The sequence below is a fragment of the Cytobacillus dafuensis genome, assembly GCF_007995155.1.
GTDB classification, from domain to species: Bacteria; Bacillota; Bacilli; order Bacillales; family Cytobacillaceae; genus Cytobacillus; species Cytobacillus dafuensis.
In genome coordinates this window covers 4,717,011-4,742,318 of record NZ_CP042593.1, presented here as the reverse complement: position 1 = coordinate 4,742,318, position 25,308 = coordinate 4,717,011, and the positions used below count along the sequence as shown (strand labels likewise).

28 protein-coding genes are annotated in these 25,308 nt (G+C 38.7%); 12 read left to right on the top strand and 16 right to left on the bottom strand.

All coding sequences use genetic code 11. The features are described 5' to 3' along the window. Positions 1-14 precede the first annotated feature (14 nt). Positions 15-1,022 (top strand): ABC transporter ATP-binding protein, encoded by a 1,008-nt coding sequence (locus tag FSZ17_RS22460; RefSeq protein ID WP_057772654.1) that lies wholly within the window; start codon positions 15-17, stop codon positions 1,020-1,022. A gap of 862 nt (positions 1,023-1,884) precedes the next feature. Here the strand turns inward: FSZ17_RS22460 and FSZ17_RS22455 are convergent. The 3 genes from FSZ17_RS22455 to FSZ17_RS22445 all read right to left on the bottom strand — a co-directional run bounded on the left by FSZ17_RS22455 (position 1,885) and on the right by FSZ17_RS22445 (position 5,869). After that, a complete protein-coding gene (locus tag FSZ17_RS22455) occupies positions 1,885-3,204 on the bottom strand; it encodes a short-chain fatty acid transporter (RefSeq protein WP_057772656.1) in 1,320 nt (439 codons plus the stop codon). 153 nt (positions 3,205-3,357) lie between these two features. Continuing rightward, positions 3,358-5,115 carry an ABC transporter ATP-binding protein gene (locus tag FSZ17_RS22450; RefSeq protein WP_057772658.1) on the bottom strand — a complete coding sequence of 586 codons (1,758 nt, stop codon included), beginning with the start codon at positions 5,113-5,115 and terminating at the stop codon, positions 3,358-3,360. Further along, positions 5,105-5,869, bottom strand: a complete 765-nt coding sequence (locus tag FSZ17_RS22445) for a MerR family transcriptional regulator (RefSeq protein WP_057772660.1) — start codon at positions 5,867-5,869, stop codon at positions 5,105-5,107. The genes FSZ17_RS22450 and FSZ17_RS22445 overlap by 11 nt, the downstream gene beginning before the upstream one ends. 315 nt (positions 5,870-6,184) lie before the next feature. Between FSZ17_RS22445 and FSZ17_RS22440 the strand changes: the two genes are divergently transcribed. The 4 genes from FSZ17_RS22440 to FSZ17_RS22425 all read left to right on the top strand — a co-directional run bounded on the left by FSZ17_RS22440 (position 6,185) and on the right by FSZ17_RS22425 (position 9,096). Next, positions 6,185-6,376, top strand: coding sequence for a hypothetical protein (locus FSZ17_RS22440; protein WP_057772662.1), 192 nt, complete (start codon positions 6,185-6,187; stop codon positions 6,374-6,376). Between the two features lie 62 nt (positions 6,377-6,438). Then, positions 6,439-7,095 carry a DNA alkylation repair protein gene (locus FSZ17_RS22435; protein WP_057772664.1) on the top strand — a complete coding sequence of 219 codons (657 nt, stop codon included), beginning with the start codon at positions 6,439-6,441 and terminating at the stop codon, positions 7,093-7,095. A 56-nt stretch (positions 7,096-7,151) separates the two neighbouring features. Next, the gene (locus tag FSZ17_RS22430; RefSeq protein ID WP_057772666.1) at positions 7,152-8,009 is read left to right on the top strand and encodes a Cof-type HAD-IIB family hydrolase; all 858 of its coding nucleotides are present in this window, start codon (positions 7,152-7,154) and stop codon (positions 8,007-8,009) included. Positions 8,010-8,034: 25 nt separating this feature from the next. Further along, a complete protein-coding gene (locus FSZ17_RS22425; protein WP_057772668.1) occupies positions 8,035-9,096 on the top strand; it encodes a PQQ-dependent sugar dehydrogenase in 1,062 nt (353 codons plus the stop codon). A 358-nt stretch (positions 9,097-9,454) separates the two neighbouring features. Here FSZ17_RS22425 and FSZ17_RS23570 read toward each other — a convergent pair whose 3' ends face one another. From FSZ17_RS23570 to FSZ17_RS22390, 8 genes are all read right to left on the bottom strand, one after another. After that, positions 9,455-9,616, bottom strand: a complete 162-nt coding sequence (locus FSZ17_RS23570; RefSeq protein ID WP_156416243.1) for a hypothetical protein — start codon at positions 9,614-9,616, stop codon at positions 9,455-9,457. A gap of 207 nt (positions 9,617-9,823) precedes the next feature. Beyond that, on the bottom strand, positions 9,824-10,471 hold the full coding sequence (locus FSZ17_RS22420; protein ID WP_057773181.1) for a TetR/AcrR family transcriptional regulator: 648 nt from the start codon (positions 10,469-10,471) through the stop codon (positions 9,824-9,826). Between the two features lie 91 nt (positions 10,472-10,562). Then, the gene (locus FSZ17_RS22415; RefSeq protein ID WP_057772670.1) at positions 10,563-11,591 is read right to left on the bottom strand and encodes an ABC transporter permease; all 1,029 of its coding nucleotides are present in this window, start codon (positions 11,589-11,591) and stop codon (positions 10,563-10,565) included. A 1-nt stretch (position 11,592) separates the two neighbouring features. Next, positions 11,593-12,312, bottom strand: coding sequence for an ABC transporter ATP-binding protein (locus tag FSZ17_RS22410; protein WP_057772672.1), 720 nt, complete (start codon positions 12,310-12,312; stop codon positions 11,593-11,595). 180 nt (positions 12,313-12,492) lie between these two features. Continuing rightward, complete coding sequence (locus tag FSZ17_RS22405) at positions 12,493-13,218, bottom strand: hypothetical protein (RefSeq protein ID WP_057772674.1); 726 nt, start codon at positions 13,216-13,218, stop codon at positions 12,493-12,495. A 3-nt stretch (positions 13,219-13,221) separates the two neighbouring features. After that, positions 13,222-13,920, bottom strand: coding sequence for a fluoroquinolone export ABC transporter permease subunit (locus FSZ17_RS22400; protein ID WP_057772676.1), 699 nt, complete (start codon positions 13,918-13,920; stop codon positions 13,222-13,224). Then, positions 13,917-14,774, bottom strand: coding sequence for an ABC transporter ATP-binding protein (locus FSZ17_RS22395; RefSeq protein WP_322107594.1), 858 nt, complete (start codon positions 14,772-14,774; stop codon positions 13,917-13,919). Before FSZ17_RS22395 ends, FSZ17_RS22400 begins: the two co-directional genes overlap by 4 nt. Then, positions 14,764-15,363, bottom strand: a complete 600-nt coding sequence (locus FSZ17_RS22390; RefSeq protein ID WP_057772681.1) for a TetR/AcrR family transcriptional regulator — start codon at positions 15,361-15,363, stop codon at positions 14,764-14,766. The genes FSZ17_RS22395 and FSZ17_RS22390 overlap by 11 nt, the downstream gene beginning before the upstream one ends. 204 nt (positions 15,364-15,567) lie before the next feature. On the opposite strand from FSZ17_RS22390, the gene FSZ17_RS22385 reads away from it, so the two are divergent. Both FSZ17_RS22385 and FSZ17_RS22380 read left to right on the top strand, forming a co-directional pair. After that, positions 15,568-16,287 carry a Crp/Fnr family transcriptional regulator gene (locus FSZ17_RS22385; RefSeq protein ID WP_057772683.1) on the top strand — a complete coding sequence of 240 codons (720 nt, stop codon included), beginning with the start codon at positions 15,568-15,570 and terminating at the stop codon, positions 16,285-16,287. Positions 16,288-16,381: 94 nt separating this feature from the next. Continuing rightward, positions 16,382-16,834 carry an SRPBCC family protein gene (locus tag FSZ17_RS22380; RefSeq protein ID WP_057772686.1) on the top strand — a complete coding sequence of 151 codons (453 nt, stop codon included), beginning with the start codon at positions 16,382-16,384 and terminating at the stop codon, positions 16,832-16,834. A gap of 105 nt (positions 16,835-16,939) precedes the next feature. Here the strand turns inward: FSZ17_RS22380 and FSZ17_RS22375 are convergent, their stop codons facing one another. From FSZ17_RS22375 to pdxK, 4 genes are all read right to left on the bottom strand, one after another. After that, positions 16,940-17,353, bottom strand: a complete 414-nt coding sequence (locus tag FSZ17_RS22375) for a rhodanese-like domain-containing protein (protein WP_082625268.1) — start codon at positions 17,351-17,353, stop codon at positions 16,940-16,942. Next, a complete protein-coding gene (bshB2, locus tag FSZ17_RS22370) occupies positions 17,325-17,990 on the bottom strand; it encodes a bacillithiol biosynthesis deacetylase BshB2 (RefSeq protein WP_057772689.1) in 666 nt (221 codons plus the stop codon). The genes FSZ17_RS22375 and bshB2 overlap by 29 nt, the downstream gene beginning before the upstream one ends. 98 nt (positions 17,991-18,088) lie before the next feature. Next, positions 18,089-18,433, bottom strand: coding sequence for a YojF family protein (locus FSZ17_RS22365; RefSeq protein ID WP_057772691.1), 345 nt, complete (start codon positions 18,431-18,433; stop codon positions 18,089-18,091). Positions 18,434-18,618: 185 nt separating this feature from the next. After that, positions 18,619-19,446 (bottom strand): pyridoxine/pyridoxal/pyridoxamine kinase, encoded by an 828-nt coding sequence (gene pdxK, locus FSZ17_RS22360; RefSeq protein ID WP_057772693.1) that lies wholly within the window; start codon positions 19,444-19,446, stop codon positions 18,619-18,621. Between the two features lie 256 nt (positions 19,447-19,702). On the opposite strand from pdxK, the gene FSZ17_RS22355 reads away from it, so the two are divergent. The 5 genes from FSZ17_RS22355 to FSZ17_RS22330 all read left to right on the top strand — a co-directional run bounded on the left by FSZ17_RS22355 (position 19,703) and on the right by FSZ17_RS22330 (position 24,434). Next, positions 19,703-20,374: a response regulator transcription factor gene (locus FSZ17_RS22355; protein WP_057772695.1), complete on the top strand. Its 672-nt coding sequence runs from the start codon at positions 19,703-19,705 to the stop codon at positions 20,372-20,374. Next, the gene (locus tag FSZ17_RS22350; RefSeq protein WP_057772697.1) at positions 20,371-21,729 is read left to right on the top strand and encodes a sensor histidine kinase; all 1,359 of its coding nucleotides are present in this window, start codon (positions 20,371-20,373) and stop codon (positions 21,727-21,729) included. The genes FSZ17_RS22355 and FSZ17_RS22350 overlap by 4 nt, the downstream gene beginning before the upstream one ends. Before the next feature lie 353 nt (positions 21,730-22,082). Then, complete coding sequence (locus tag FSZ17_RS22340; protein WP_057772699.1) at positions 22,083-22,997, top strand: ABC transporter ATP-binding protein; 915 nt, start codon at positions 22,083-22,085, stop codon at positions 22,995-22,997. Continuing rightward, positions 22,997-23,707 carry an ABC transporter permease gene (locus FSZ17_RS22335; protein WP_057772701.1) on the top strand — a complete coding sequence of 237 codons (711 nt, stop codon included), beginning with the start codon at positions 22,997-22,999 and terminating at the stop codon, positions 23,705-23,707. Before FSZ17_RS22340 ends, FSZ17_RS22335 begins: the two co-directional genes overlap by 1 nt. Position 23,708: 1 nt before the next feature. Then, positions 23,709-24,434, top strand: coding sequence for an ABC transporter permease (locus FSZ17_RS22330; RefSeq protein WP_057772703.1), 726 nt, complete (start codon positions 23,709-23,711; stop codon positions 24,432-24,434). A 34-nt stretch (positions 24,435-24,468) separates the two neighbouring features. Here FSZ17_RS22330 and FSZ17_RS22325 read toward each other — a convergent pair whose 3' ends face one another. After that, positions 24,469-25,158: a response regulator transcription factor gene (locus tag FSZ17_RS22325; protein ID WP_057773185.1), complete on the bottom strand. Its 690-nt coding sequence runs from the start codon at positions 25,156-25,158 to the stop codon at positions 24,469-24,471. Positions 25,159-25,308 lie beyond the last annotated feature (150 nt).

Genomic DNA, 25,308 nt, shown 5'->3' with positions numbered 1-25,308 from the left:
TGAGGAGGATGACAATGCCGATTATTGAAGTAGAGAATTTAAGAAAAGACTTTATGATAGCCAAAAGAGAAACAGGCATGATGAGTGCATTGAGAAGCTTAGTGAAACGAGAATATACGAAAAAAGAGGCAGTCAAGAACATTAGCTTTTCGATTGAGAAGGGAGAGGTCATCGGTTATATTGGACCGAATGGTGCAGGTAAATCAACAACCATTAAAATGCTGACGGGGATATTAGTGCCAAGTGACGGAAAGGTTCTCGTAAACGGGATTGTCCCTTATGAAAATAGGCAGAAAAATGCCAAGAACATTGGAGTCGTGTTCGGGCAAAGAACACAGCTATGGTGGGATCTGCCTACAATTGAATCTTTCGATCTTTTAAAGGAAATCTATCAAGTGTCTAATGAAAGGTATAAGAAAAATATGGATACCTTTACGGAAATACTAGGCTTAGATGAATTTTTAAATACACCGGTTCGACAATTATCTCTTGGCCAAAGGATGCGTGCTGATATTGCGGCATCACTTTTGCATGACCCGCCTATTTTGTTTTTAGATGAACCGACGATTGGTCTTGATGTTGTTGCGAAGGAGAAGATGAGAACCTTCATAAAGGAAATTAATCAGGATAGACAAATTACCGTTATTCTGACGACCCATGATATGGAGGATATTGAAAAGCTCTGTGAACGGATGGTGCTCATTGATCATGGTACGAAAATGTATGATGGTGAAATAGCGTTAGTGAAGGAGAGATTTGGGAAAACACGCACCTTAATTGTTGATTTAGAAGAATCTAAACAAAGACCTCATCTTACTGGAGGAGAGATTTTTAAAGAAGAAGGCAGCCGCTTCTGGATCAAATTTAACCGTGATGAAGTATCGGCCTCGGATTTGATTTCACAAATTACAAAGACTCATAACATTAAAGATTTAACGGTTGAAGAGCCTGAAATCGAATCCATTATTAGCAAAATCTATCAAGAGGGGTTTCAGGACCTGCCTGAAACGGTTAGAGTATAGGCAAATTTTGAAACAATAAAAGAGTAGGATTAGCTGAATGTTTGTCCTTTTGCCTTTGTAAACAAGAGTTATAGCGAGTAGGTATTGCTCTATCCCCGCTTAATAGTAATAAACATTAACTTTGTTTAGGGACCATTAAAGGTAAAGATAGGAGATATAACGGTCAAATAAAACCCGAAATAGACCATTAAAGGTGAAAATTTGAGAGAGAGTAGCCAGAAAAAGCCTGAAATAGACCATCAAAGGCGAAAAAAAGAGAGAGTGTGGTCAGAAAAAGCCTGAAATAGACCATTAAAGGTGAAAATTTGAGAGAGAGTAGCCAGAAAAAGCCTGAAATAGACCATCAAAGGCGAAAAAAAGAGAGAGTGTGGTCAGAAAAAGCCCGAAATAGACCATTAAAGGTGAAAAAAAGAGAGAGAGTGGCCAGAATAATCTCGGAATAGACCATCAAAGGCGAAAAAAAGAGAGAGAGTGGTCAGAAAAAGCCTGGAATAGACCATTAAAAGCGAAAAAAAGAGAGAGAGTGGTCAGAAAAAGCCCGAAATAGACCATCAAAGGTGAAAAAAAGAGAGAGTGTGGTCAAAAAAAGCCTGAAATAGACCATCAAAGGTGAAAAAAAGAGAGAGAGTGGTCAGAAAAATCTCGGAATAGACCATCAAAAGCGAAAAAAAGAGAGAGTGTGGTCAAATAAAGCCCGAAATAGATCCTAAAAATAAAAAAGTTAGAATAATAGTCTCTAACAGCACATGCGAGCCAGTTAAATACCAAAAAGCCTGTGGAGCACACAATTAAAATGCGATTCAAAAAAGAATCAGAATTTTGCCGTATACCCCACAGGCAAGACAAGTAATTTAGGCTTTATTTAAAAAAATGTAAGACCGAGCGAAATAATGACACCCGATACGACTAGCGTTAGGACACAATATCCCATAATATCCTTGGCTCTCAAACCGGCAATGGCTAAAGCTGGAAGAGCCCAGAATGGCTGAATTAAATTTGTCCATGCATCTCCCCAAGCCACCGCCATGGCTGTTTTTGGAATAGAGGCATTTAATGCCTGAGCCGCTTCAAGCATGATAGGTCCTTGTACAGCCCATTGGCCTCCTCCCGACGGAACAAAGATATTCACAATCCCAGCACTGATAAAAGCAAAGAATGGGAAGGTAAAATCATTTGAAATCGATACGAAGGCTTCCGAAATAACAGCTGCTAAACCTGAAGCAGTCATCATGCCCATAATTCCTGCATAGAAAGGGAACTGTATAATAATTCCGCTTGCCCCTTTTACTGCATTAAGGACAGCATCAAGGAAATGCTTTGGAGTTCCATGGAAAAGGATGCCTAAGAATAGGAATAAGAAATTAACAATATCAAGATTCAATTTAAATCCGTTAGTAGCAAAATAATAGAATAGGAATACTAATCCGAAGATCCCGATTAATAAAGAAATAATACGGCTGTTTTCAAGCTTTTCAGCAGGCGTCATTGCCCCTTTTTCTAAAGTGGCTGCCTGAACATCATCCTGTAAAATCGCTGGATCAATCGTAATCGTTTCTTCCTTGGATGGCATCATCATTCTATTAACAAATGGAATAATTAAAAAAATACCTCCTACAATCACCATATTAAATACAGCAAAAATGGTTTGATCCGTTGGGATGATTCCAATCATATCCTCTGTAAAATGGCCTTTTGTGGCAATCGTTAAAGGCACAGACCCTGATATCCCCCCATGCCAAACGACAAATCCAGAGTAAGCGCTGGCAATTAAAAGACGGTAGTCTACATTTTTCACCTTTTTCGCTAATTCCTTTGCGAATAGAGCTCCAATAACAAGTCCGAATCCCCAGTTAATTAAGCTGGCAATGATGGAAACAACCGTGACAATAATAATAGCCTGACCTGGCGATTTCGCAGTGCTTGCAAGTGCGCCTAACCCTTTTTTGAAAATCTGGCTGCTTGCTAGTACGTGGCCTGTAACTAATACGAGCACCATCTGCATGGAGAACGTGAGAAGCCCCCAGAAGCCAGTGCCCCAATGCTGAACCATTTGATATGGCCCGCTGTCAGTGAAAATAAGCCCTAATCCAAAAACGACAAAAGTTAAAATGATGACAAATAAAAATGGATCGGGCAAGAACCGCTGCATGACGCGGTTAAAAAAAGAAACTAACGACTTCAATGGTATTAACCTCCTAAAAAATAAACTGTTTACCACTATTATTTTCGACAAAATTACCAATATTCCTCTAATTCAGAATAATTAAACGAAACCTTTTACTTGTTTCGGTGATATGAGAAAAAGGTTAGCCGGTAAAAAGGCTAACCTTTCTGCTCAATTAAATGAATGTTCAAACTGCTGTTCAGCAAGCTCCCGATAGAGAGAATGGGTTTCTAGTAATTCAGAATGTGTCCCAGTACCTGTAATGGTTCCAGCCTCAACAACGGCGATCTGGTCCGCATCAACAATCGTTGATAAGCGGTGGGCGATCATTAAAGTCGTTCTGCCGTCCATGAGTTGTTGAAGTGCCCTTTGAACAAGATGCTCGGAGGCGCTATCAAGATTGGATGTGGCTTCATCAAGGAGAAGGATCTTTGGATTGCGGATAATGGCTCGTGCAATAGCAATTCTTTGCCTTTGTCCGCCGGAAAGCTTCATTCCTCTCTCTCCTACCTCTGTTTCATACCCATCCGGCAGCCGTTCAATAAATTCTGCTGCGTGGGCAAGCTTAGCGGCTTCCACGATTTCTTGATTAGATACTGTTCTTTCTATTCCATAAATAATATTGTCTTTTATGGAGCCCGACATAAGGGGACTTTCCTGTGACACATAGCCAATTTGGCTTCTCCATGAACGGAGGTTGAAATCTTTAATATTTGTTTCGCCTAGCCTGATCAACCCGCTATCAGGTTCATAAAAGCGTTCAAGCAGTGCAAAAAGAGTTGTTTTTCCTCCGCCGCTTGGTCCTACGAAAGCAGTTGTTTTTCCAGCAGGAAGTGTTAAATTTATATTTTTGATAATCGGATTTTCTTTGTAAGAGAATGAAAGATTTTGGAACGTAAGATTTTGAGCAGGGTCCTCCACAAGAAGTGTCTGTTCGGATGGCTCATTATTTAGGCTTAGGATCCCTTGGATTCGTTCCGTTGCTCCAATTGCTTTTTGAAAAGCTGTAAAGAATGAAGCCATTTGCGTAAAAGGAACAATGATTTGGAACATATAAATAATGATGGCGACAAGCGAGCCTGCTGTTAAATCACCAGAGGCAACGCGTACCCCTCCATAGCCAATGAGAATCACAAGGACAAGCATCATCACAAAGGTCATAAATGGAGAAATGATTGCTTGAATCCTCGCTTCTCTCAGCCCGAATTGGAATAGATGCTTTATTCCTTTTTCGCCACGGGCTTTTTCTGCATTTTCCGCATGGTAGGCTTTCACAAGACGGATGTCTGTAAGAACACGACCAAGGTTACCGGAAAAATCAGCCATTTCATCCTGTGTGGCTTTTGATATTTTATACATTTTTTGTCCGAGCGGCATAATCAATCCGATCGAAATAGGTACAGAAATAATCATAATTAAGGTCATTTTCCAGTCGATCATTAATAGAATGGAAACGGCTCCGATAATTGAGATGAGCCCTGTTAAAAATGTAATCATATGCTGTGTAATAAGGGTTTTTACAATATTTGTATCCTGTGTTAACCTGCTCATTGTTTCCCCTGATTGATGCTTGTCAAAAAAAGGAATTGGCAAGTGTAAAATTTGCTTCCATAGTCGTTTTCGAATAGAAGCCACGATCGACTCTCCAATGTAAGTCATGAAGTAAAACGAGAAGCCTGAAGAAATCGTTTGGATGATAAAGGCGGATGCCAGCAAAACGATCAAGGAAGTTTCTAGTGCAGATGCTGCAAGCTGATCAACGAGATTTTTTGTAAAAAGCGGAACAATCAACCCTGCCCCCGTTTCAATGAGGCTTAGTACGATTGCTAAAATAAAAATCCACTTTGGAGGATTTGCTTCTTTTAATAATTGCCAGAAGGATCTCCAGTTTGTACTGCTTTGGCTTTTTTTAGTCACTTTACTTTCCATCGACAATCACACCCTTCTTTCTTAAATAAATGTCCATTGCCTTTGTCACCCATTCTTCCTCCTCTGAAGTAAATGGGGAATGAAAGAGCTGTGGATCATCATCAATGACAATATCTTTTTCGTAAAGATCTTGGATCAATTTTAGATCGTCTCCAGTAATTTCATGAACAATTTCCATATAGTCCTTTATCAGCTCTTGAACTTGACTGCTCGCAGGATCCTGCCCAAATTGCAGCTTTAATCCAGAGAAAATCTCGAGAGCCTTCTTATTCAATTCCAGCTGCTTCTCCTCTGATATATTAAACATTGCGTCAACCTTTTGCTCCTCGATAAATCCTTTCAGCCACTCTTTATGCTCACTTTCCATCTGAATATTATTAATAAGCGAGATAAAGATGGAGGAATCGACCTCCCCATCATCGTCTATAATATGAAGGGCATGATCGAGTGCACGGATTACGTTTTCGATGTGCAGCTTTTTTTGCAGCATTTCTTTTCTCTGAAAAGTTAGGGAATCCTTTAAATTCCATTCGTTCATATGAATAAACTCCGTAATTTTCTCTAATGAATAGCCTAAATATTTTAGTGAGACAATTTTTTGCAATTTAATTAAATCATCATCTGAATAATATCTTCGTCCTGACTCTGTAATGAATGCAGGCTTCAAAATGCCGATTTCATCATAGTAACGAAGAGTTCTAATAGTCGTACCAGTCTTTTTTGAAAATTGTCCGATGGAATAGTTGGCTGTCATGGTTTTGCCTCCCCATTTATCGCAGATTAACGGGCTGTAAGACCCCCACTTCAAGAAGTTGAGTTAAGAATAAATTTCTAAGTGTGGGATCAACAGCCCGTAAAAGCCCGATTGGTTCAACTAACAATCAGTGTGGGATGAAGGAAAACCCCCACTGATTGAAGTTTCACTTTATTATCTATATTAATCATAAAACCTAACGTAACGAGAGATGCAAGCAAAAACTTATTTAATCACCAGTAAATGTAAAAAAAGTCAATTTGACTGTCTTTATTGTCAGAAAAATGTTAAAATTAAACAAAGGGGTGATGAAATATGTGGTATCTCCTTATTTTCTGTATCGTATTACTTGGTATTGGTGTCATCGTCGATTGGTGGAATAAAAAGAATGGAATTCGAAATTTTGATCCAAATGAAAATGAAAAGCATGTTTCAGAAATGGAAAAAGCATATGTCGAATCCTATATGCATAATATGAAAAATGATCATAGCAACGGGCCATTTTGATAAATGGGCATACTGCATAAGGGCAGTGATGCCTTTTTTAGTTTAAAAAAGGAGTACATAACATGATTCAATTATTAGTTGACCTTTTTGAGCAGAAAAGGAATAGGGAAAAGGCGATCCCGATGGAAAACTATATGAAAAATCACTTTCCTTTCCTTGGAATTAAAACACCGGAAAGAAATCAGTTGATGAAGCTTTTTTATCAGGAAAGCGGAATATTGAAGAAAAGCTTTCAGCCGGACTTAGTGACTGCATTATGGGAGAAGGATGAAAGGGAATACCAGTATGCTGCGCTCGATTATATCGGGCGCTCTTTAAAAAAACTGGACAAGCAGCATCTGCCGCTCATGAAGAAGCTTATTATGATGAAGCCATGGTGGGATACAGTGGATCTGCTAGCTTCGAAACCAGTGGGAACCATTGCAGCCAATCATCCGGAAGTAATTTCAGAAGAGATAGATACGTGGGCTTATGGTGATCATTTATGGTTAAGGAGGACCGCCATTCTTTTTCAATTAAAATATAAAGAGCGTACAAATGAAGAACTATTATATCGCTATATTCAGCAAAATAAAGAGAGCAAGGAGTTTTTTATTCAAAAAGCCATCGGCTGGACATTGAGGGAATACTCCAAAACAAACCCCACTTCTGTAAAGGCATTTATAGAATCCACCCATCTTCCTAAATTAAGTGTCAGGGAAGGAAGCAAATATATTTAGTAAAAGTGGAATCTGGCTGATAAGTATAACAATAAAATGAATTAGAAGGTGAAAACATGATTAAATGCATTGCAATTGATATGGATGGAACACTCTTGACAGCGACACAGCAGATCACAGATGAGAATATTGCTGCCATTCGAAAAGCGCAGTCACAAGGAGTGGAGGTTGTGATTGCAACTGGAAGATCCTTTAAGGAAGCAAGATTTGTTTTAGATAATGCGGGGCTTATTTGTCCTGTAATTTGTCTAAATGGGGCAGAAATCCGCTCGGTTAACAATGAAACTATTGCGGCAAACTCTCTTGAAAAATCGATTGCGAAGCAGGCTGCTTCCATTCTTTCAGAGAAAAATGTTTATTATGAAGTTTATACGAATCAAGGAACATACACACTGGATGAGGACAAGGCTATTTCCATAATCGCGGACATTGTTTTAAGTGCAAATCCAGAAGCAGATATAGATCAAATCATGAAGGTGGCGAAAATAAGACTTTCGAAAGGTCTAATCCAAAAAGTAGACAGCTATGATGCTATTTTTAATCATAACGAGCATCAAATTTATAAACTATTAGCTTTTTCGTTTGAGCATGATCTTTTAAGTTCTGCTAAGGAAGCTTTACTCCAGCTCGACCAATTATCGGTAAGTGCCTCTGGGGATGAGAATCTTGAGTTAACAAGCTTGGATGCTCAGAAGGGCATTGCCCTTGAGGCATTTGTGAATGAAAAAGGAATCACTTTACAGGAAACGATGGCCATCGGTGATAACTACAATGACCTTTCTATGTTTAAGCGAGCAGGCAGAGCGGTCGCAATGGGGAATGCTGATGAAGTGATTAAAGCGCAGTGTGATGCAGTAACATTAACAAATGAGGAAAGCGGAGTTGCCAAAGCGATATTGGAGGTTTTAGCCTAAAACACTTGTATGGGGAGGAACATGAATGAAGCATGTGCTCGGCATTATTTTTCTTGCCATTGTTTTCGTTGTAGGCTGTTCAGGTGCAAAGGAAAAGAAAATAGAGGAACGGGAAGTAAGTATCCCATATGCAGATTTGGAAGTTTTGGCTGATGAACTGCAAATACCATGGTCAATTGATAAGATTGGAAGTACCTTTTATCTTTCGGAAAGACCTGGGAGCATCTTCAAAATAGAAGAGGGGCGAAAGGAACGCCAGAAGGTATCTTTTGAAAAATCATTAGCCACAGCTGCGGAAGCTGGATTTCTTGGGTTTGTACTAAAACATGATTTTTCACAATCGAAGGAAGCCTTTGCGTATTATACCTATGAGGATCAAACAGGGCAATTTAACCGTATTGTTGTGCTGCAGCTAGAGGACAATGTCTGGAAAGAAAAGCGCCTGCTGTTAGATAAAATTCCGAGCGGCCAGTTTCATCATGGAGGAAGACTTGAAATTGGGCCGGACGGCAAGCTATACGCAACGACTGGAGATGCGGCCATTAATCCGGAAATTGCTCAGGAATTGAATTCTTTAGGTGGAAAGATTTTAAGAATGAATCTAGATGGCTCCATTCCTTCTGATAATCCTATTCCGAATTCCTATGTATACAGCTATGGCCATCGTAATCCGCAGGGACTTGACTGGTCTTCAGACGGTACACTTTATGAAAGTGAGCATGGCCCTTCAGCAAACGATGAGATTAATAAAATTATAGCTGGGAAAAATTATGGATGGCCAGTCATCAGGGGTACAGAAAAAAAGGAAGGTATGGAATCGCCTTTATTTACTTCTGGAGAAAATACGACTTGGGCGCCATCAGGAATGGCTTATTCGAACGGGAAGCTTTATGTTGCGGCATTGAGAGGAACTGCCGTATTGGAATTTAACCTGCAAACAGGAGAACAAAAAGAATTCATTACCGGTCTAGGTCGAATCAGAGATGTGTTTATAGAGGATAACACGCTCTACTTTATTAGCAATAACACGGATGGCCGCGGGGTCCCGCTTGAGAAGGATGACAAGCTATATAAAGTTCAACTTTAATCAGTGGGGGTGGGACCCACTGATTATTAGTTGAACTTATCACGCTCAGTACGCCACGTCCTGAGGCTTTCGCCTGACTAGGACTTCCTGTCCGTCGTCGGGCCATTACGGGCTGTTGGACCCCACTTAGAATTTTTTATTTCCTTAATTTCTTTTTTCTAAGGGTCTTACGACGCACAGGATGTGCTAGTGCCAACATTGCCACAGGACGTGGCGTTTTTGTTGGCCAGCCCGTTATTCTGCGATAGAGTTCAACTTTAATCACAGAACTATAAGTATTAGGGGCTGTCCTAAAATCATCAAATTGATTGTAAAGGACAGCCCCTTTTAATGTACATGCCGTTTTTTAACTTGCTAGCTATTTATTAGTCTCCTCCTTATCATCTTTCTTTTTATCGACTTTATAGATATGGACACCAGGCTCTGCGTCCTTATCTATATTAACTGAGCAACCAGAGGCGAGAAGCAACGAAAATATGATAAAACAAATGGACCAAAGCTTATTTTTATTCTCAAACATAATTTCCACCCTCTTGTAAAATGCATTAGTGACCTAGTTAGATAGTACACTAATACAAGGTGTTCTGTCAATGACTTCCAATTGTTTATTAATCATTTATAAGATAGTAAAAAAAGGAGCTGAATGATCAGCTCCTTTCTGAAATATTCTTTTTATAAACTCGGCAATCTTGGTATTTTCTTAGACACAGACTGTGTCTAACACCAATTAATTTGCAGCTAGCCCTCTCATTAAAAATTGTATCGTAAGTTCGATTTCTTCCTCATCGTTCCAGTCCGCTTCCGGAAGAAATAAGTATCTGGCTATGAAATAGCCCATAATCGTTGTAATCGTCAATCTTAGGATTTGTTGGGGTGGAAGATCAATAATTTGCCCTTTTTCCTGATAATACTCTGTTAATTTTATAAATCGATCGAAGACCTTCTTGGCAATATGCTCAGTGAATTGTTCCTTTAGCTCTGGGTGAAAAGGAATTTCCTGAATTAAAATTTTAAAGAGTGGTAAGTTTTTCTTCAAAAAAGCCGCTCGGTTTTCAATCATCGCTCTAAGAAAGTCCTCAAAATGCTCGTACTTCGTATCTAATACTTTATATAAATCCTTAATGACAAATGGAGCAAGTAATTTCGCCATTGCAGGAGCAACAATTCCTAAGAGCAAATCCTTTTTTGTTTTATAATGCCTAAAAATCGTTCCCTCTGCTACTCCAGCTTTTTTTGCGATTTCACTTGTGGATGTAGCAGCATAACCCTTTTCTGAAAAAGACTCGATCGCTGCTATAATAATTTTTTTCTGCTTATCTGTTAACTCTTCTTCTTCGTCGAAAAGTTGTGTAATCAATGAATCTTGATCTGCTATGATGAACAACCCCTTTTTACACACATATCCTAAAAATATTATAAATGATTTTGCCAGTGAAAAGAAACGAGCCTATTCTAGGAGTTAATGATTAGAGCTTTCGATATTTTCTTAATGCGGCAATATTGAGTATCATGAACAACAACGAGAAACCTAATAATATAAGCAAATCTTTATAAATCATATCCCATCCATATCCTTTAATCATTACACCGCGCAATGCTTCACTTGCATAATACAGCGGTGTTATCGGGCCAATCCAGCTAAGCCAGTCTGAGACAGTTTCAAGATTGAATAGACCTGAAAAGAAGACCTGCGGGACAATGACAAGCGGAATAAATTGAATCATTTGCAGTTCATTGTTCGCAAAGGAAGATAGTAAGATTCCTAATGTTAAGGCAGTAAGGGAAACGAGTAACGTAATAAGCAGGACATAACCGAATGCACCTTCCATCATCATGTCTAATACATAGATGGAATACCAGGCTATGATCGTTGCTTGGATCATGGTAAAAATACCAAAGCCAATGACATAACCCATGACAATCTCCCATTTTCTTAGCGGGCTAGATAATAATCTTTCTAGTGTTCCAGTCGTCCTTTCTCGCAAGAAAGACACACCGGCAATAAGAAAAACAAAGAAAAAGATAAAAAAACCTAGCAGGATGGGGCCAATATAGTCGAACTGTCTCATTTCACTTGAGCCATACAAATAATCAACGGCTATTTCCTTCTGGGGAGCATTCTGTTGTAAAGGCTTTAAGGCCGTTTGCATCCATTTCATAACGGACCCATTAATACTAGGATCACTTCCTTCTAAAACAACAGAAGGCTGTTGATTTTCAAAAAGAAAATATGCATCGAGCTCATGATTTGATAAAGCTTTTTTTGCCTGATTAATAGAATCATATTGTGTGATTTCAGCATCATCTAAGTTTAGTTGATCCTGGATCTGCTCAGGAATATCTACAAAACCAATTTTTGGAATATAATCATCCCCATTAAAAACCAAATAAAGCATGGATAATACAAGGATTGGAGCAAAAATTAACAGGGCCATTGTCCTTTTATCACGAATAATTTGCCGAAGAATTCGAATGACTAGAGCCTTTATTCTCATATTAAGCACCTCCGTACACTAGGAACGCTTCTTCAATACTAGTGGACTTTGTTTTATTTTTCAGCTCTTCAGGAGTCCCTACAGCAATGAGCTTTCCATCTCGGATCATCCCAAGCCGATCACATTTTTCTGCCTCATCCATCACATGAGTGGTCACGATAATCGTTGTTCCGATCTCTTTCAGCTCATAAAAGGCATTCCATATGCTTTTTCTTAGAACTGGATCGATGCCCACAGTCGGTTCATCGAGAATGAGAAGCTGAGGTTGATGTAAAAGAGCAATGGCAAGCGAAAGACGCCGCTTCATTCCACCAGAATAGGTTGATACAAGCTTATTTATGTGTTCTGATAACGAAACTATTTCCATTACCTCTTTGATTCTCTGTTTTCTTTTTGCTCCTTTTAATCCATACAGGGAAGCAAAAAATTCAAGGTTTTCTTTCGCGGATAGTTCCCCATATAAGGCATCAGATTGAGCCATATAACCTGTTTTTTCGATTAGCTTTAGGCTTGGCATTTTTTCTTGAAAAAGATAAATTTCTCCTTCTGATGGGAGATCAAGGCCGACCAGCTGTTTAACAATTGTTGTTTTGCCAGCACCTGAAGGGCCAAGGAGACCGAATATCTCCCCAGATTTCATTTCTAAGCTGATATTCTTGAGGACTTGATGTTTTCCGAAAGATCTGGACACGTTGTGGATAGTAACAATTTCCTTCTCCATCCTTTTCACCTCATTCTTAATAGTGAGTAATCACTCACATTTATTTTAAAATGATTTTTTTCATTTGTAAAGTGAGTAATCACTCATTATTGCGATAAAATTAAAGCCTCTTCCGGAAGAAAGAGGCTCTTTAATAGTGTCCATCTTTTGCAGAATGAGAGTTGTCATGCACCAATTAGATTATTGAATGGATGCAAACCTTTTATACAAAAGGAAAATTGCTAGGGCATGCGTACAAGCTGCAATGATTAAATTTACGATAGTAAGAGAAAGAGAGGATTGAATACCTGTAAAAAAGGCAGCAGCAATCCAAAAAGGAGGGAGAAGTCCTCCTAAGTACTTCCAATTACCTGAAACAAAATAATAAAGGAACGGAACGAGTAGCAGTACACTTGCAGCTTTAGCCACTGCTAGCCCTTCGACTTTATTTTTAGCAAAGCTAATAATGAATAATGTGACAAGAGGTGCTTCAATCCCAGAAAAAAGGATGACAGGCATCGTATAGGCCGAAATGACAGATTGATACCCGGCAAGGAAGAGGGCAGTAACTGATAAGCAAGTGCTGATAAGAACAGGTCCTCCTAATCGATAAATTAAATAGCCTCGCTGAGATAAGGGCGTAACAGCCATATACATTAATAGATTCTCATCTTGTTCATCAAGAATGACAAAAGCGGCAAACATGCCAAGCATGACAGGCACTGTAAGCAAAAGAATAAGCGCAAATAATTCAGTATAAAGTTCAGGTTGGAATACGATCTTATCTTCTATGAATGTTGCAAAGGCTGGTATGCCAAAGCGGAAAAGCAGGGCCAACAAAAAAGGAGCAATGATCGCTACAATAAGCATAAAATCGCGATAAAAATATTTCATATCAAATATAGTTAAAGCCATTATTTTTTTCATTTGTCATCCTCCAATTTTTAAAAGGACATGCTTGGTAAAAGATTGATAGGCTAATTGAAAAGCAAGAATGATGAATAAGAAAAGCGTCGATAATGAATATATCCAGCCTTCCACTGATAAAGGAGAGAAGGCATTTTCCATTAGTAAAAGCCCTGCTTTTCCAGGCAGCAAATAAAAAAGAGGGGTATGGAAAAGGTCTATAACATCCAATATAGGGAGAAAAAAGACCGTAACGAATAACGGTGAGATAAGTAAATATTGATTAATGGACTTAACACGAACAGCAAAGATTAAACCTAGCAAGGTGGCAAAAACTGAATTAAAGAGAACTCCTAGCAGCAAAGGCAATGCTTTATAGGTTAATCCGAACGTACAAATGTAAATGAGCATAGCGGAAGCAGCAGAAAGAACTGAAAGTGAAATCACTTTTGACCAAATAAACTCCGATATGCGGATGGGTGTGACGAATAATTGGTTATGAATCCCTTGGTCTTTTTCTAATAAAATTATGCCACCAATGAAAAAGGAGCCGAGAAAGGAGCAATCTGAAAAAAGAAAGACCAAAGCTGTCTTCTCTTTTACTTCAATTGGTACAAAAGATAGTATTAAAATATAGAACGTGCTAACGAATAAATAGACATAGTAAAAATAATGTCTAAATTGAAATTGAATATCTGCTTTAATGGAGGCGATAAGTCTCATTGCAATCCCCTTCCGGTTACTTCAATAAATATATCTTCTAAAGTGGCTTCTTGTGTATGAATTGTTAAGATTTCATGGTGCTGAATGAGCTGAATAAAGCGATCATCCTTCTTAAGCCGATCGAGGTAAAACTCAGCTGTCTTAATTTCTTGCTTCTCTTTAAATTCAATTTGAACAATTTTTTTGCTTTTTTGCCGTTTTAAATTTTTCGGGGAGTCGATTAAGCTAATTTTTCCATCGACAATAAAAGCAACTCGATCACAAAGTTCCTCAGCTAATGCCATATTATGAGTAGTGATGACGATCGTTTTCCCCATCCTTTTTAGATCCATTATCTTCTCTCGCATAATTCTTGAATTGGCAGGATCTAATCCAGAAGTTGGCTCATCAAGAAAAATAATATCAGGGTCGTTTAGTAAAGAACGGATAAAGTTCAATCTCATTTTCATCCCTTTAGAAAAAGCAGCCACTTTTGTATTTTGAAATTTCTCGAGACCTACAGAATGTAAAAGCTGGATAGGATCCGCAGTCTCGACAGAATAAAGACGCTTAAAGTGAAGCAGATTTTCTAATGCTGAAAACTTGCTATAGAAATTAGGGAACTCAAAGGTAACCCCAATTTTTTCGTAGTAGTCCCTGTTTAAGTCTCGCACCTCTTTATCAGCTACTTTGACTGAACCTGAATAGCCTTTTAATAAGCCAATTAAAATTTTTTGTGTTGTGCTTTTTCCAGCTCCAGATGGTCCGAGAAAGCCAAAGATTTCCCCTTTTTGAATAGAGAAGCTGATTCCTTGGATGATCTTATCCTTTTGACCCGGGTATGCATATTCAAGATTGCTGACATCAATCATCATTCATTCTCCTCGCAAATATTTTGTCTGCAATGGCTTCAGCTAGAAATTGAATCGTTTGATCATAATGTGCATTTCCTATAGCCTTTTCGTGAACGGCTAACAGAAAGAATGAACGAATTGCACCGCTAACTATATCTTGTTCTTGTTTATCTTTGATTCCCCATGAATCCAGCAAAGGAGCAAGAAGATCGGTATCCTTATGAATATGCTCTTCCACTATTTCTTTTGGAAGCTTTCGAATTAATGTCTCTAATTCACCCTCGAAAAATAACTGGCGGATAAACGGGTTGTCTTGAATGAGCTGGATTCCTGATAATAAGAATGCTGCAAAGGTCTTTGCTGTCATAGCTGAAGGTAATTGCCTCGTAATGATGCTCTTTATCTTTTCTTCTTCCTCTTCTAAAATGCGAAAATAAATTTCTTCCTTTGATTGAAAAAATAAGTAAAAGGAGCCTTGGGCAATCCCAACTGCATTTGTTAAATCTTTAATGCTTGTTTTTTTAAAGCCATGAACGGAAAAGAAGGAACGACCTTTTTCCAGTAGCTGTGTGCGTAAATATATTTTTTCTTCCTCAGTAAAGCCTCTCAATGTAGAATGACCTCCTTATTATGAATATATGAATTAAATAACTTTATATTCATATAGAAGATAACACAAATAAATTGATAAGAAAACAACATTTTATTCATAGATTTCTTCTGCTAAAGCACCTATATTATGTGAAATATGTCACATTCAATGAATCGAAGCTTCGATAGAATGTAGAGAGAAAACTGGGTGAGGTGTATAAGAATGAACAGCCATGCAGCCATACAAAAATCAGATCTGGAGAATTTTTTAGGGAAAATTGAGATTTTTAAAAATCTCCCAAAGCAAACAATCCGGTTAATGGATAAGAGAATTGTCAAAAAAAGCTTTAAAAAGGGAGAGCAGGTCTTTTCGGAATATGAAAAGGCAGAAGGAATATACTTTGTTCATTCCGGCATAGTGAAGATGACAAAGCAGGATGATCAAGGAAACGAAGTAATTACTTGTATAAAGAAAAAGGGAGAAATATTCGCAGAGGTATGCCTCTTTAAAAAAGAGGGGGCGTGTTATCCTGCAACTGCCACAATGATTCAAGAAGGAGAAGTTTACTTCTTAAACTCGGAGGATTTGGAGCAGGAGCTAATGGTCTCTCCAGAAATGGCTGTTCAAATGATCCGTTATATGAGTGATCAACTGCGAGATTTAACAGTGATATTAAGGGATGTAGCTCTTTTAGATGTTTACATGAAAACGATTCGGACATTAGATCGACTAGCAGAAAAATTTGGTGCGAGCCACAGCAATCGGATGTTCATTGAGCTGCCTATTACCGTTCAGGAGTTCTCAACATTGGTCGGAGCCTCTCGGGAAAGCGTAAGTCGAGTATTCTCAAAGCTAAAAAGGGATGGAATTATTGAAATTAGAGGGAAGACGATTGTTATTTCAGATTGGAGCAAATTTTGTTCCCTATATCATAAGCTTTAACAAAGCCAAAATATAAACAGGATTCTAGTTCGAAGAATTCTGTTTTTTTGTTATATAATAGTTGTATTGATTATATTTTATTGAGGTGCAGAACATGGCGGATTTTCGTTCAAGTGTGATTATTCATAAACCGGTCAAGGCAGTATTTGATTATATTACCAGCATGGAGAATACATCAGAAATAATGCCGAATGTAGTCAAAATGGAAAAGCTGACTGAAGGACCAATTGGCAAAGGAACAAAGTTTAAAGAAACAAGATCAGTAAGAGGAAATACTGTAAATGCTGATATCGAAATGGTGGAATATGAACAAGATAAATTATTTAAAACCCGGAGCGATTCAAATGGTTTGATTGTGGAGTATACATACATCTTCCATGAAATAGAAGAAGGAACACAGGTAGAATTAGACGCATCTGTGAAGACAAGCGGGTTAAGAATGAAATTAACAAAACACTTTATTGTCAAGATGATCAAAAGGGAAGACGGCTTTCAGCTTGAATATTTAAAGGAAATGCTTGAAGATGGGAAAAGTGAGGATGAGTGATTGTCCTTCGTACATAAAGGCTTTTTCTAAAATGCCTGCTGACAATTTTATATATAGAAAAAAAGCAGCTTTCCGCAATGAAAAGGGAAAGCTGCTTTCTATTTTTTATTCTATTTCATATTTCCATTCATTCATCCCTTTTTCGACATTAGAGACATGCTTAAAGCCGTTTTCGATAAGAATTTCACTTGCCTGTGCGGAGCGATTTCCGCTTCTGCAAATGATTAAATAGTGTTGATCCTTATCAAGCTCATCCAATCGGTCCTCTAATTCAGGGAGGGGAATCAATTTAGCTCCTGGGATATGCCCTTCATAAAACTCATCTTCTGAACGAACATCAATGACAGTAACTTTATTTGCATCAATTAATTCTTTTGCTTCATCGATGCTTACATTTTCATAAGAAGCATTTGAACTGCATCCAGCTAAAAGACTAGCTATGAGAATGAAGAAGAAAAACTTTTCATCGAACACACTCCCAAGCTTTAACTTAGAACGGATAGGTCCAAAACCTTTCATAATGAAACCGCGCTATTACTTCCGGATCTTGATTCTCTAAATTTATCGCCGTCTGACTTACCATAAGCTGCGTTTGGGATACATGCGCTTTGATTGCGGCAAGTTTTTGATTGGCATAAGCAGCTACATGATTGACGATATCTGCTTGGCCAATTTCCTCCTCACAGTTATGGGAAAAGGCAACACAATGAACCTTGGGCCGGTTTTCTGCTGGCATCTCTTTGACAGCTCGAATCACGGCTGCTCCGCAGGCATCATGGTCGGGATGCACGGAGTATCCAGGGTAGAAGGTAATAACTAAGGAAGGATTCACATCCTTAATGATGGCGCTCATATGGCTAGCTAATACTTCCTCATTCTCAAATTCCACCGTTTTATCACGATAGCCAAGCATTCTTAAATCAGTGATTCCGAGGATATTTGCTGCATCCTGTAATTCCTTTTTGCGAATATGGGATAATGACTCCCTTGTAGCAAAAGGAGGATTTCCCATATTTCGTCCCATTTCTCCCAACGTTAGACAGGCATAGGTAACAGGTGTCCCGTTTTGGGTATAGGAAGCAATCGTTCCTGATACACCAAATGCCTCATCATCGGGATGAGGGAATACAACAAGAACATGTCTTTCTTTTTCCATGTGGTGTTCTCCTTTCCATGATAAATTAATTTCGGATTTTTAGAATCCTATCGAATAAGGGGAATTGGCGGAAATTCTGCCAATCTTACCTTTCACTTTTAGAAGGGGGTTTCGCTTAGTTGCAGGGCAACAGCAAGCTTGCCTTCGAAATCATGTCCAGCTAAAAGGAGACGACCCTTTTCATCAATTTCAAAATGTGTAATTCCCTCTGCGTATACCCAGCCAAAGTTCATTTTGAGCCCAACTCGATAAGGGCCTTTCCCTGTTATTTTTCCGTGCTCATATTGTAGAAGGGCATTTCGAATATAGGCGCCAGAAGAGAAAAAAGACTTATCGAAATGGGAAGCATATGCTCCATTTGTTGTTTCTAGATGAATATACACATCTTTTTTTGCCAGGCGGTCAATCTCTTTTTGGACTTGCTCAATGATAACCTGTTCCATTATGGGCCTCCTTTCCATGCTTTATCAAATCTAAATTAGTATATGAATCAAGCTTTTAAAAATAGTTCATCAATTACCCATACATTTTACTAAATAAAAGTCCTAAAAGCGAAACTAATGCTTAAAAAAACAGAGCTCAAAGGCTCTGTTCATAGATTTATCGCAGATTCGCATTTTGAAGTAACTTATTCTGATTCTAAACGTCCTGCACCAAATTTGCGGTGAGCACAATGCATAGTAGGCCCAACAAATTGGTTTAATTTAAAGCCATGGTTGATGGCAGCTGTAATGAATTCTTTTGCGGTTTGAACGGCTTCCACGACAGATTTGCCTTTTGCAAGCTCTGCTGTAACGGCAGAGGAGTATGTGCAGCCAGCACCATGTGTATAAGTCGTAGTAACGCGTTCGCTTTCGTATAGCTTGAATTCCTTGCCATCGAATAGAAGGTCAACTGCTTTCTCATGTTCCAATTTGCTGCCGCCTTTAATTAACACGTATTTTGCACCAAGCTCATGAATTTTGACAGCTGCTTCCTTCATATCATCAACTGTTTTAATTGGACCTGTTTTCGCTAATTGCCAAGCTTCAAAGAGGTTTGGTGTGACAACAGTTGCGCGAGGAACAAGGATTTCTCTTAATGCATCTGCTGTTTCAGGATGAAGGACCTCATCCTCTCCTTTACAAACCAAAACAGGGTCAATGACGACGCGGTCTAATTTATTTTCATCAATTGTTTTTGCAGCAAGCTCAATAATTTCTACGGAACCTAGCATGCCTGTTTTCATCGCATCAATGCCAGTTGATAAAATGGTTTCCAATTGAGCTTTTAGCGTATCGATAGCAATTGGAAATACATTATGACTCCAATCATTTTTTGGATCCATTGTTACGATTGTTGTAAGGGCGGTCATTCCATATACGCCAAGCTCTTGGAATGTTTTAAGGTCAGCCTGAATTCCAGCGCCTCCGCTTGTATCTGAGCCTGCAATTGTTAAGACTTTTTTCAACGACATGTGCAAATTCCTCCTTGAAGTTTTACTTCTTAAAGATAGACTGTGTTAAAAATCAGTGTTGATAATGCTATTTTTTTGTTGATTGGAGCGGAAAGCGAGTGCCTGCAGCGGAAATCAACAGGGAAATTTTAACATAGCATAAAGATAAGGTTAATCTTTTTCTAATTATAACAATATTCACTTTGGGGAGAAACTTTAAAATATGATTCTTTAATTTCCAGTTGATTTTCTCTATGATAATGATAGGTGATGAAAAATGAGGAGAATTCTATACATAGAAGATGATTTAGAGATTGGCAGCTGGGTAAAGGAAGATTTAGAGCAACGAGGTTTTGAGATTCAATGGTTAAAATCAGGGGATGGGTCTGAGAAAATCGTAGCCAATCATGACCTTGTCATACTTGATGTGATGCTTCCTGGCCTTGATGGCTTTACAGTAGGCCAACGGTTAAAAAAAGAGGCACCTCAAATCCCAATCTTAATGCTATCAGCCCGTACAGCTGTAGATGATAAGCTGCAAGGATTACAATTTGCTGATGACTATTTAACAAAGCCCTTCCATCCAGACGAATTGGCTGCAAGGATTGAGGTGTTGCTAAGAAGATCAGGTCTATCACTTTCAAATGAGCTGCATCTTGGTCATATTCAAGTTAATCTTTCCGAAAATACGTTTAAGGATCAGCGTACAGGAGAGGAAATTATTTTGACGGGTAAGCAATATCAGATTTTCATGCACTTCCTCCGTCATCCGAACCAAATTTTAACGAAGGAACAAATCTATGAATCAGTATGGGGTGAGCCTTATCTAGAAGGCGATAAAACACTGATGGTTCATATTCGATATCTCCGTGAGAAAATAGAAATAAACCCAGGTACTCCTGAAATAATCGAAACCATTAGGGGAATTGGCTACAGGGTGAAGCAATGAAACTGAAAAACTCTTTATTGAACCAATATTTATTAATTATATTTCTAGCCATTTTAATTTTGCCAATTTCCTTTTTCCTTATTTCAATCTTATTTTACACTCAATTTAGTGGTACAGAGGAATCGAATAAATATCAAAATGGTATCGATTTAGAATCAATGTGGCATGCAGAAGCACAAAGCTTAGCAGGTGCTACAGACGAGCAAATAAATGAAAAATTAAAGAGGCTTCAAACAGAATATTCTGAAGCAACAATGTATTGGGTGGATGAAACAGGTCAAACGAAATATAAGCTGCCGGAAAATGCAACTGTACCGTCGTCATGGTCACCATCTCATACTATAGATTTTATGAAAAAAAACCGGGGATCAAGCGTTGACCCTTTTACTGTAGTAGCATTAATTGGTGAGCAAAAAGAAGAAGGCTTTATGGTTATGCAGGTACCTCGGTCTGCAATGGAAACAACAGGGGATAGTATAGCGGATAAGTATGATTATTGGATTATGCCTTCAGTTGCGGTCGTATTAACGATCTTTATTTTCATCTCATGGATATTCTTTTCTAGAATTAGGAAGCGTCTATTGAGGCTGCGGCAGGCCATGTCAAGTCCGGCAGAAAACGGTATTCCTGATCCAATTAGTGTTTTCAAGAAAGATGAAATTGGCCAATTGGAAATAGAATTTAATGAAATGATTCATCAGCTTGAAAGCAGCCGTCTCCGTGAAAAAGAAGAAGAGGCGCTAAGGAGACAGCTAATAGCGAATTTATCGCATGATTTAAGAACACCACTAACTACGATAAGAGGCCATGCTTTCAGTTTGAAAAAAGAAGTGTTAAGTGAAAAGGGGAAGGAGTCTCTCGATTTAATCGATAGCAAAATAAATTATCTTGGTGAATTAATAGAAAATCTACTTTCCTATACCTTACTCACTTCGGGAAAGTATCCATACAATCCGAAAAAAACGGATATCGTCCGTCTAGTGAAGACCTCCTTTGCAGCATGGTATCCAGTGTTTGAAAATAGGGGCTTTCAACTGGAAATTGAATTCCCAGAAAAATCCTTTCATTGGGACATCGATTCACAATGGATGGAACGTGTACTGGATAATTTTTTCCAAAACATCAACCGTCATGCAATTGAAGGGAAGTATATTGGTGTGAAGGTAGACGTGGAGAAGGAGCAAATCATCATTGCCGACCACGGTCCAGGAATGAGCGGGAAATCGGCAGGAAAAGGAGCAGGAATTGGGCTTTCCATTGTTTCTCTCATGCTAAAAGATATGAAGCTCCATTGGGATATTCAAACTGGAGAAACCGGAACTATTATTCGAATAAGTAGGAAAGAACAAAGCTGACGCTGTCGGCTTTTTTTTCTTTTTTGGCTGTGTTAAAGCTCAGTGTTGATAATGCTATTTTGTTGTTGATTCTCGCTGCAGGCACGAGATCCTCGAAAATGCATTCGCATTTCCTTCGTGCGGTGATTATTCGGGGAAGATTATTCAATGTCCTACGGGAGAAGCGAGTCAAAGGGAGACCCCGCAGGAGCGGTAGCGACGAGGAGGCTTCCGGACCGCCCGCGATCGCTAAGTGCCTGCAGCGGAAATCAACAGGGAAGTTTAACATAGACTCTTTTTTTAAACGAATTTTAAACTTCATCCACCCTTCTTTTTAACCAAGGCTGGTTAAGATGGTAATCGAGGTGATAAGGATGAGTGAATTTATTATTGAAACAAATAAATTAACGAAAAAATTTAAGAATCGGTATGCAGTGGAAAGTGTGAACCTTCAAATTAAGAAGGGTGAAATTTACGGATTTCTAGGACCGAACGGAGCTGGAAAAACGACAACGATCCGCATGCTTCTCGGACTGGCGAAGCCTACATATGGTTCTATTCAAATTTTTGGAAAGGATATGAAAAAAGAAAAGCTTTCAGTATTAAAGAAAGTGGGGTCATTAGTTGAATATCCTTCCTATTATGGTCATTTAACGGCGTACGAGAATCTAGAAGCGATTCGTATTTTACTAGACGCTCCGAAATCAAGGATAGATGAAGTTCTTTCTATTGTCAGATTATCGAAGGAAGCAAAGAGACCAGTTAAAGGCTTTTCCCTAGGAATGAAGCAAAGATTAGGGATTGCAGCAGCATTATTAGGCAAACCGGAATTGCTGATTTTAGATGAGCCGACAAATGGCCTTGATCCATCAGGTATTCTTGAAATTAGAGAATTGATTAAAAGCATGCCTAAGGAGCATGGAATTACGATTCTAGTCTCGAGCCATTTACTTTCCGAAATGGATCAAATGGCTACCCAGGTAGGAATTATTACAAAGGGGAAAATGATTTTTCAAGATTCCATTGAAGCTTTAAGGCAAAGGTCGAAAAGCAAAATTGCGATTAAAGTGAACGAAGCTGAACTAGCATGGAGAATGCTTCTTTCAAAAGGCATTCAAGCAGAGATGGAGAATAAGCAGATCTATTTGCCGCATTCCTCTGATGAAGTTGTCTCCACTGTTGTTGAGGAGCTTATTCATAACCGTTTCTCCGTATTTCGAGTTCAGGAGGAGAAAAAATCATTGGAAGATATTTTCCTAGAGTTAACAAGCGGGGAGGGGAGTCTTTAATGTTAAAGACCTTCGCTTCAGATTTGATAAAAATAAAACGAAAAATGATCTGGTTTTTAATTTTCCTTGGGCCTTTTGGAGTCGTGGCATTAGAAGCAGTCAACTTTGGTCTTCGCTACGACTATTTAACAAAGCTCTATGCAGACGATTTGTGGGGAGGACTAATTGGCGAAGCTCGTTATTTAGCCATTCCAGCTCTTATGCTCGGATTAACGATCATTGCATCGATGATTGCCGGCATTGAACATCAAACGAATTCGTGGAAGCAGCTGTTAGCTTTACCTGTATCGAAGCTGAGAGTTTTTACAGGTAAATTTACTTTAGCCGCCGTTTTACTTTTTGCATCAAGCACGCTGCTCTTCATAGGAGTCATTATTTTAGGTATTATTCTGAAATTCGGGACAGAGATTCCTTTTCTTTCCCTGCTAAAAATGGCATACTTCCCTTATTTGGCGGCCATGCCTTTCGTTGCTTTCCAGATTTGGTTGTCCATTACAATGAAAAACCAAGCCATTCCATTGGTCGTAGGAATTGTTGGCACCATTTTATCGATGATGTCCTTTAACTTCCCAGATTGGTTCCCTTGGAAATGGCCATCTTTGGAAAATGGATGGGGTGACCCGATTTATTCAGTATTTGCTGGATTGGGCTTAGGGCTCATTATCTACTTAATGGGCAGTATTGATTTTGGCAGAAAGGATGTGCAATAGCATGGGGAAAGTGTTGCGATCAGAATTTTTAAAGCTAAGGAAATCATCTATATGGCTGTTAATGTTTATTAGCCCGGTGTTAGCCACTTTAGCGGGCTTAGGGCAGTCGGTTGAAGATACCCCTTATAAATGGGAGATAACCTTAAGTGCCATGTCTTTTTTACATGCGTTATTATTTTTCCCTTTGTTAACAGGTGTTTTTTCAGCATTTGTTTGTCGTTATGAACATCTTGGAGGCGGTTGGAAGCAGCTTCTAGCTATGCCAGTTTCACGCAGCAATGTTTATATCGCGAAGTTCCTTATTGTGATCGGCTTACTTGCCATCACACAGGTTTTATTTGCTGGAGGGTTAGTTCTTGTCGGGCAGCTAAAAGGATTCGAGGGGGCATTGCCTTGGAAAATGATCTTAACAAGTGCAGTTGGGGGCTGGATTGCAAGTCTTCCTCTTGTAGCACTGCAGCTATTTGTCTCTGTTGCTTGGTCAAGCTTTGCAGCCCCTCTTGCGATCAATGTCATTTTTACGCTGCCTAATATTTTGGTTGTGAATTCAGAGCAATTTGGACCTTACTATCCGTGGGCACAGCCTTTTTTAGCTATGATGCCAACAACGGAGGAAAGCTTCGGTGCACTGAATGTGCCAATGGAAACTCTGATGATTGTTATTCTCGGAAGTCTAGTTCTGTTTTTTCTATCAGGCTTCACCTATTTTCAAAGGAAAGAAATCTAGCATCCTTCTATTTTTGGAAGGATGTTTTCCTTATTTATGTCGTAAACTTGTACCCAATGCCTCTGACCGTTTGGATAAAGGGATACTCTGAATATTGGGCGATTTTCTCGCGCAAATTTTTAATATGAACATCAACGGTTCGTTCATTAATCAATTTTTCTTCGTTTTTATAAACGAGTGTGATCAATTGTTCTCTTGAGAATACTTGATCTGGATGAGTCATAAATTGATAAAGCAATTTGTATTCAAAAAGGGTTAAATCAAGTACAGCATCCTCGAATTTGGCCATACCGACAATCGGCTTTAGAGTCAATCCTCGATAGCTTATTTTGCTGCATCTGTTCGCCGTTCTTCTTAATACGGTTTCGACTCTTGCTGTTAATTCGTCAAGACTGAAAGGTTTTGCCATATAATCATCTGCACCTAATTTCAATCCTTCCACTTTGTCCTTTTCAGTATGGATGGCGGAGAGCATAATAATAGGTACATTGCTTTTTAAATCTTGACGAAGCCAGGAGCAAATCTCTTTGCCGTTTATTCCAGGAAGCATAATATCTAAAATGATAAAGCAAGGGTCGTATTTTAAATATTGTTCCTTTGCCTCAAATCCATCTGCTGCTTCTAATACCTCAAAGCCAATTTTTGTTAAAGCCATTTTTATTAATCTTCTGATTCGTTCCTCGTCCTCTACGATAAGAACAGTTTTTCCTCTTAGCTTTTCCATCAAAAGATCACATTCCTTTGTAGACTTTTTAATATCAATCATTTCTATTATATAGAAAATACTTCCTTGTTTGGGTTATATCATGAATTGTTCACTAAAATGAAAAAACCCGGATAAATCCGGGTTCTAGTCAATCATATCCTCTTTACT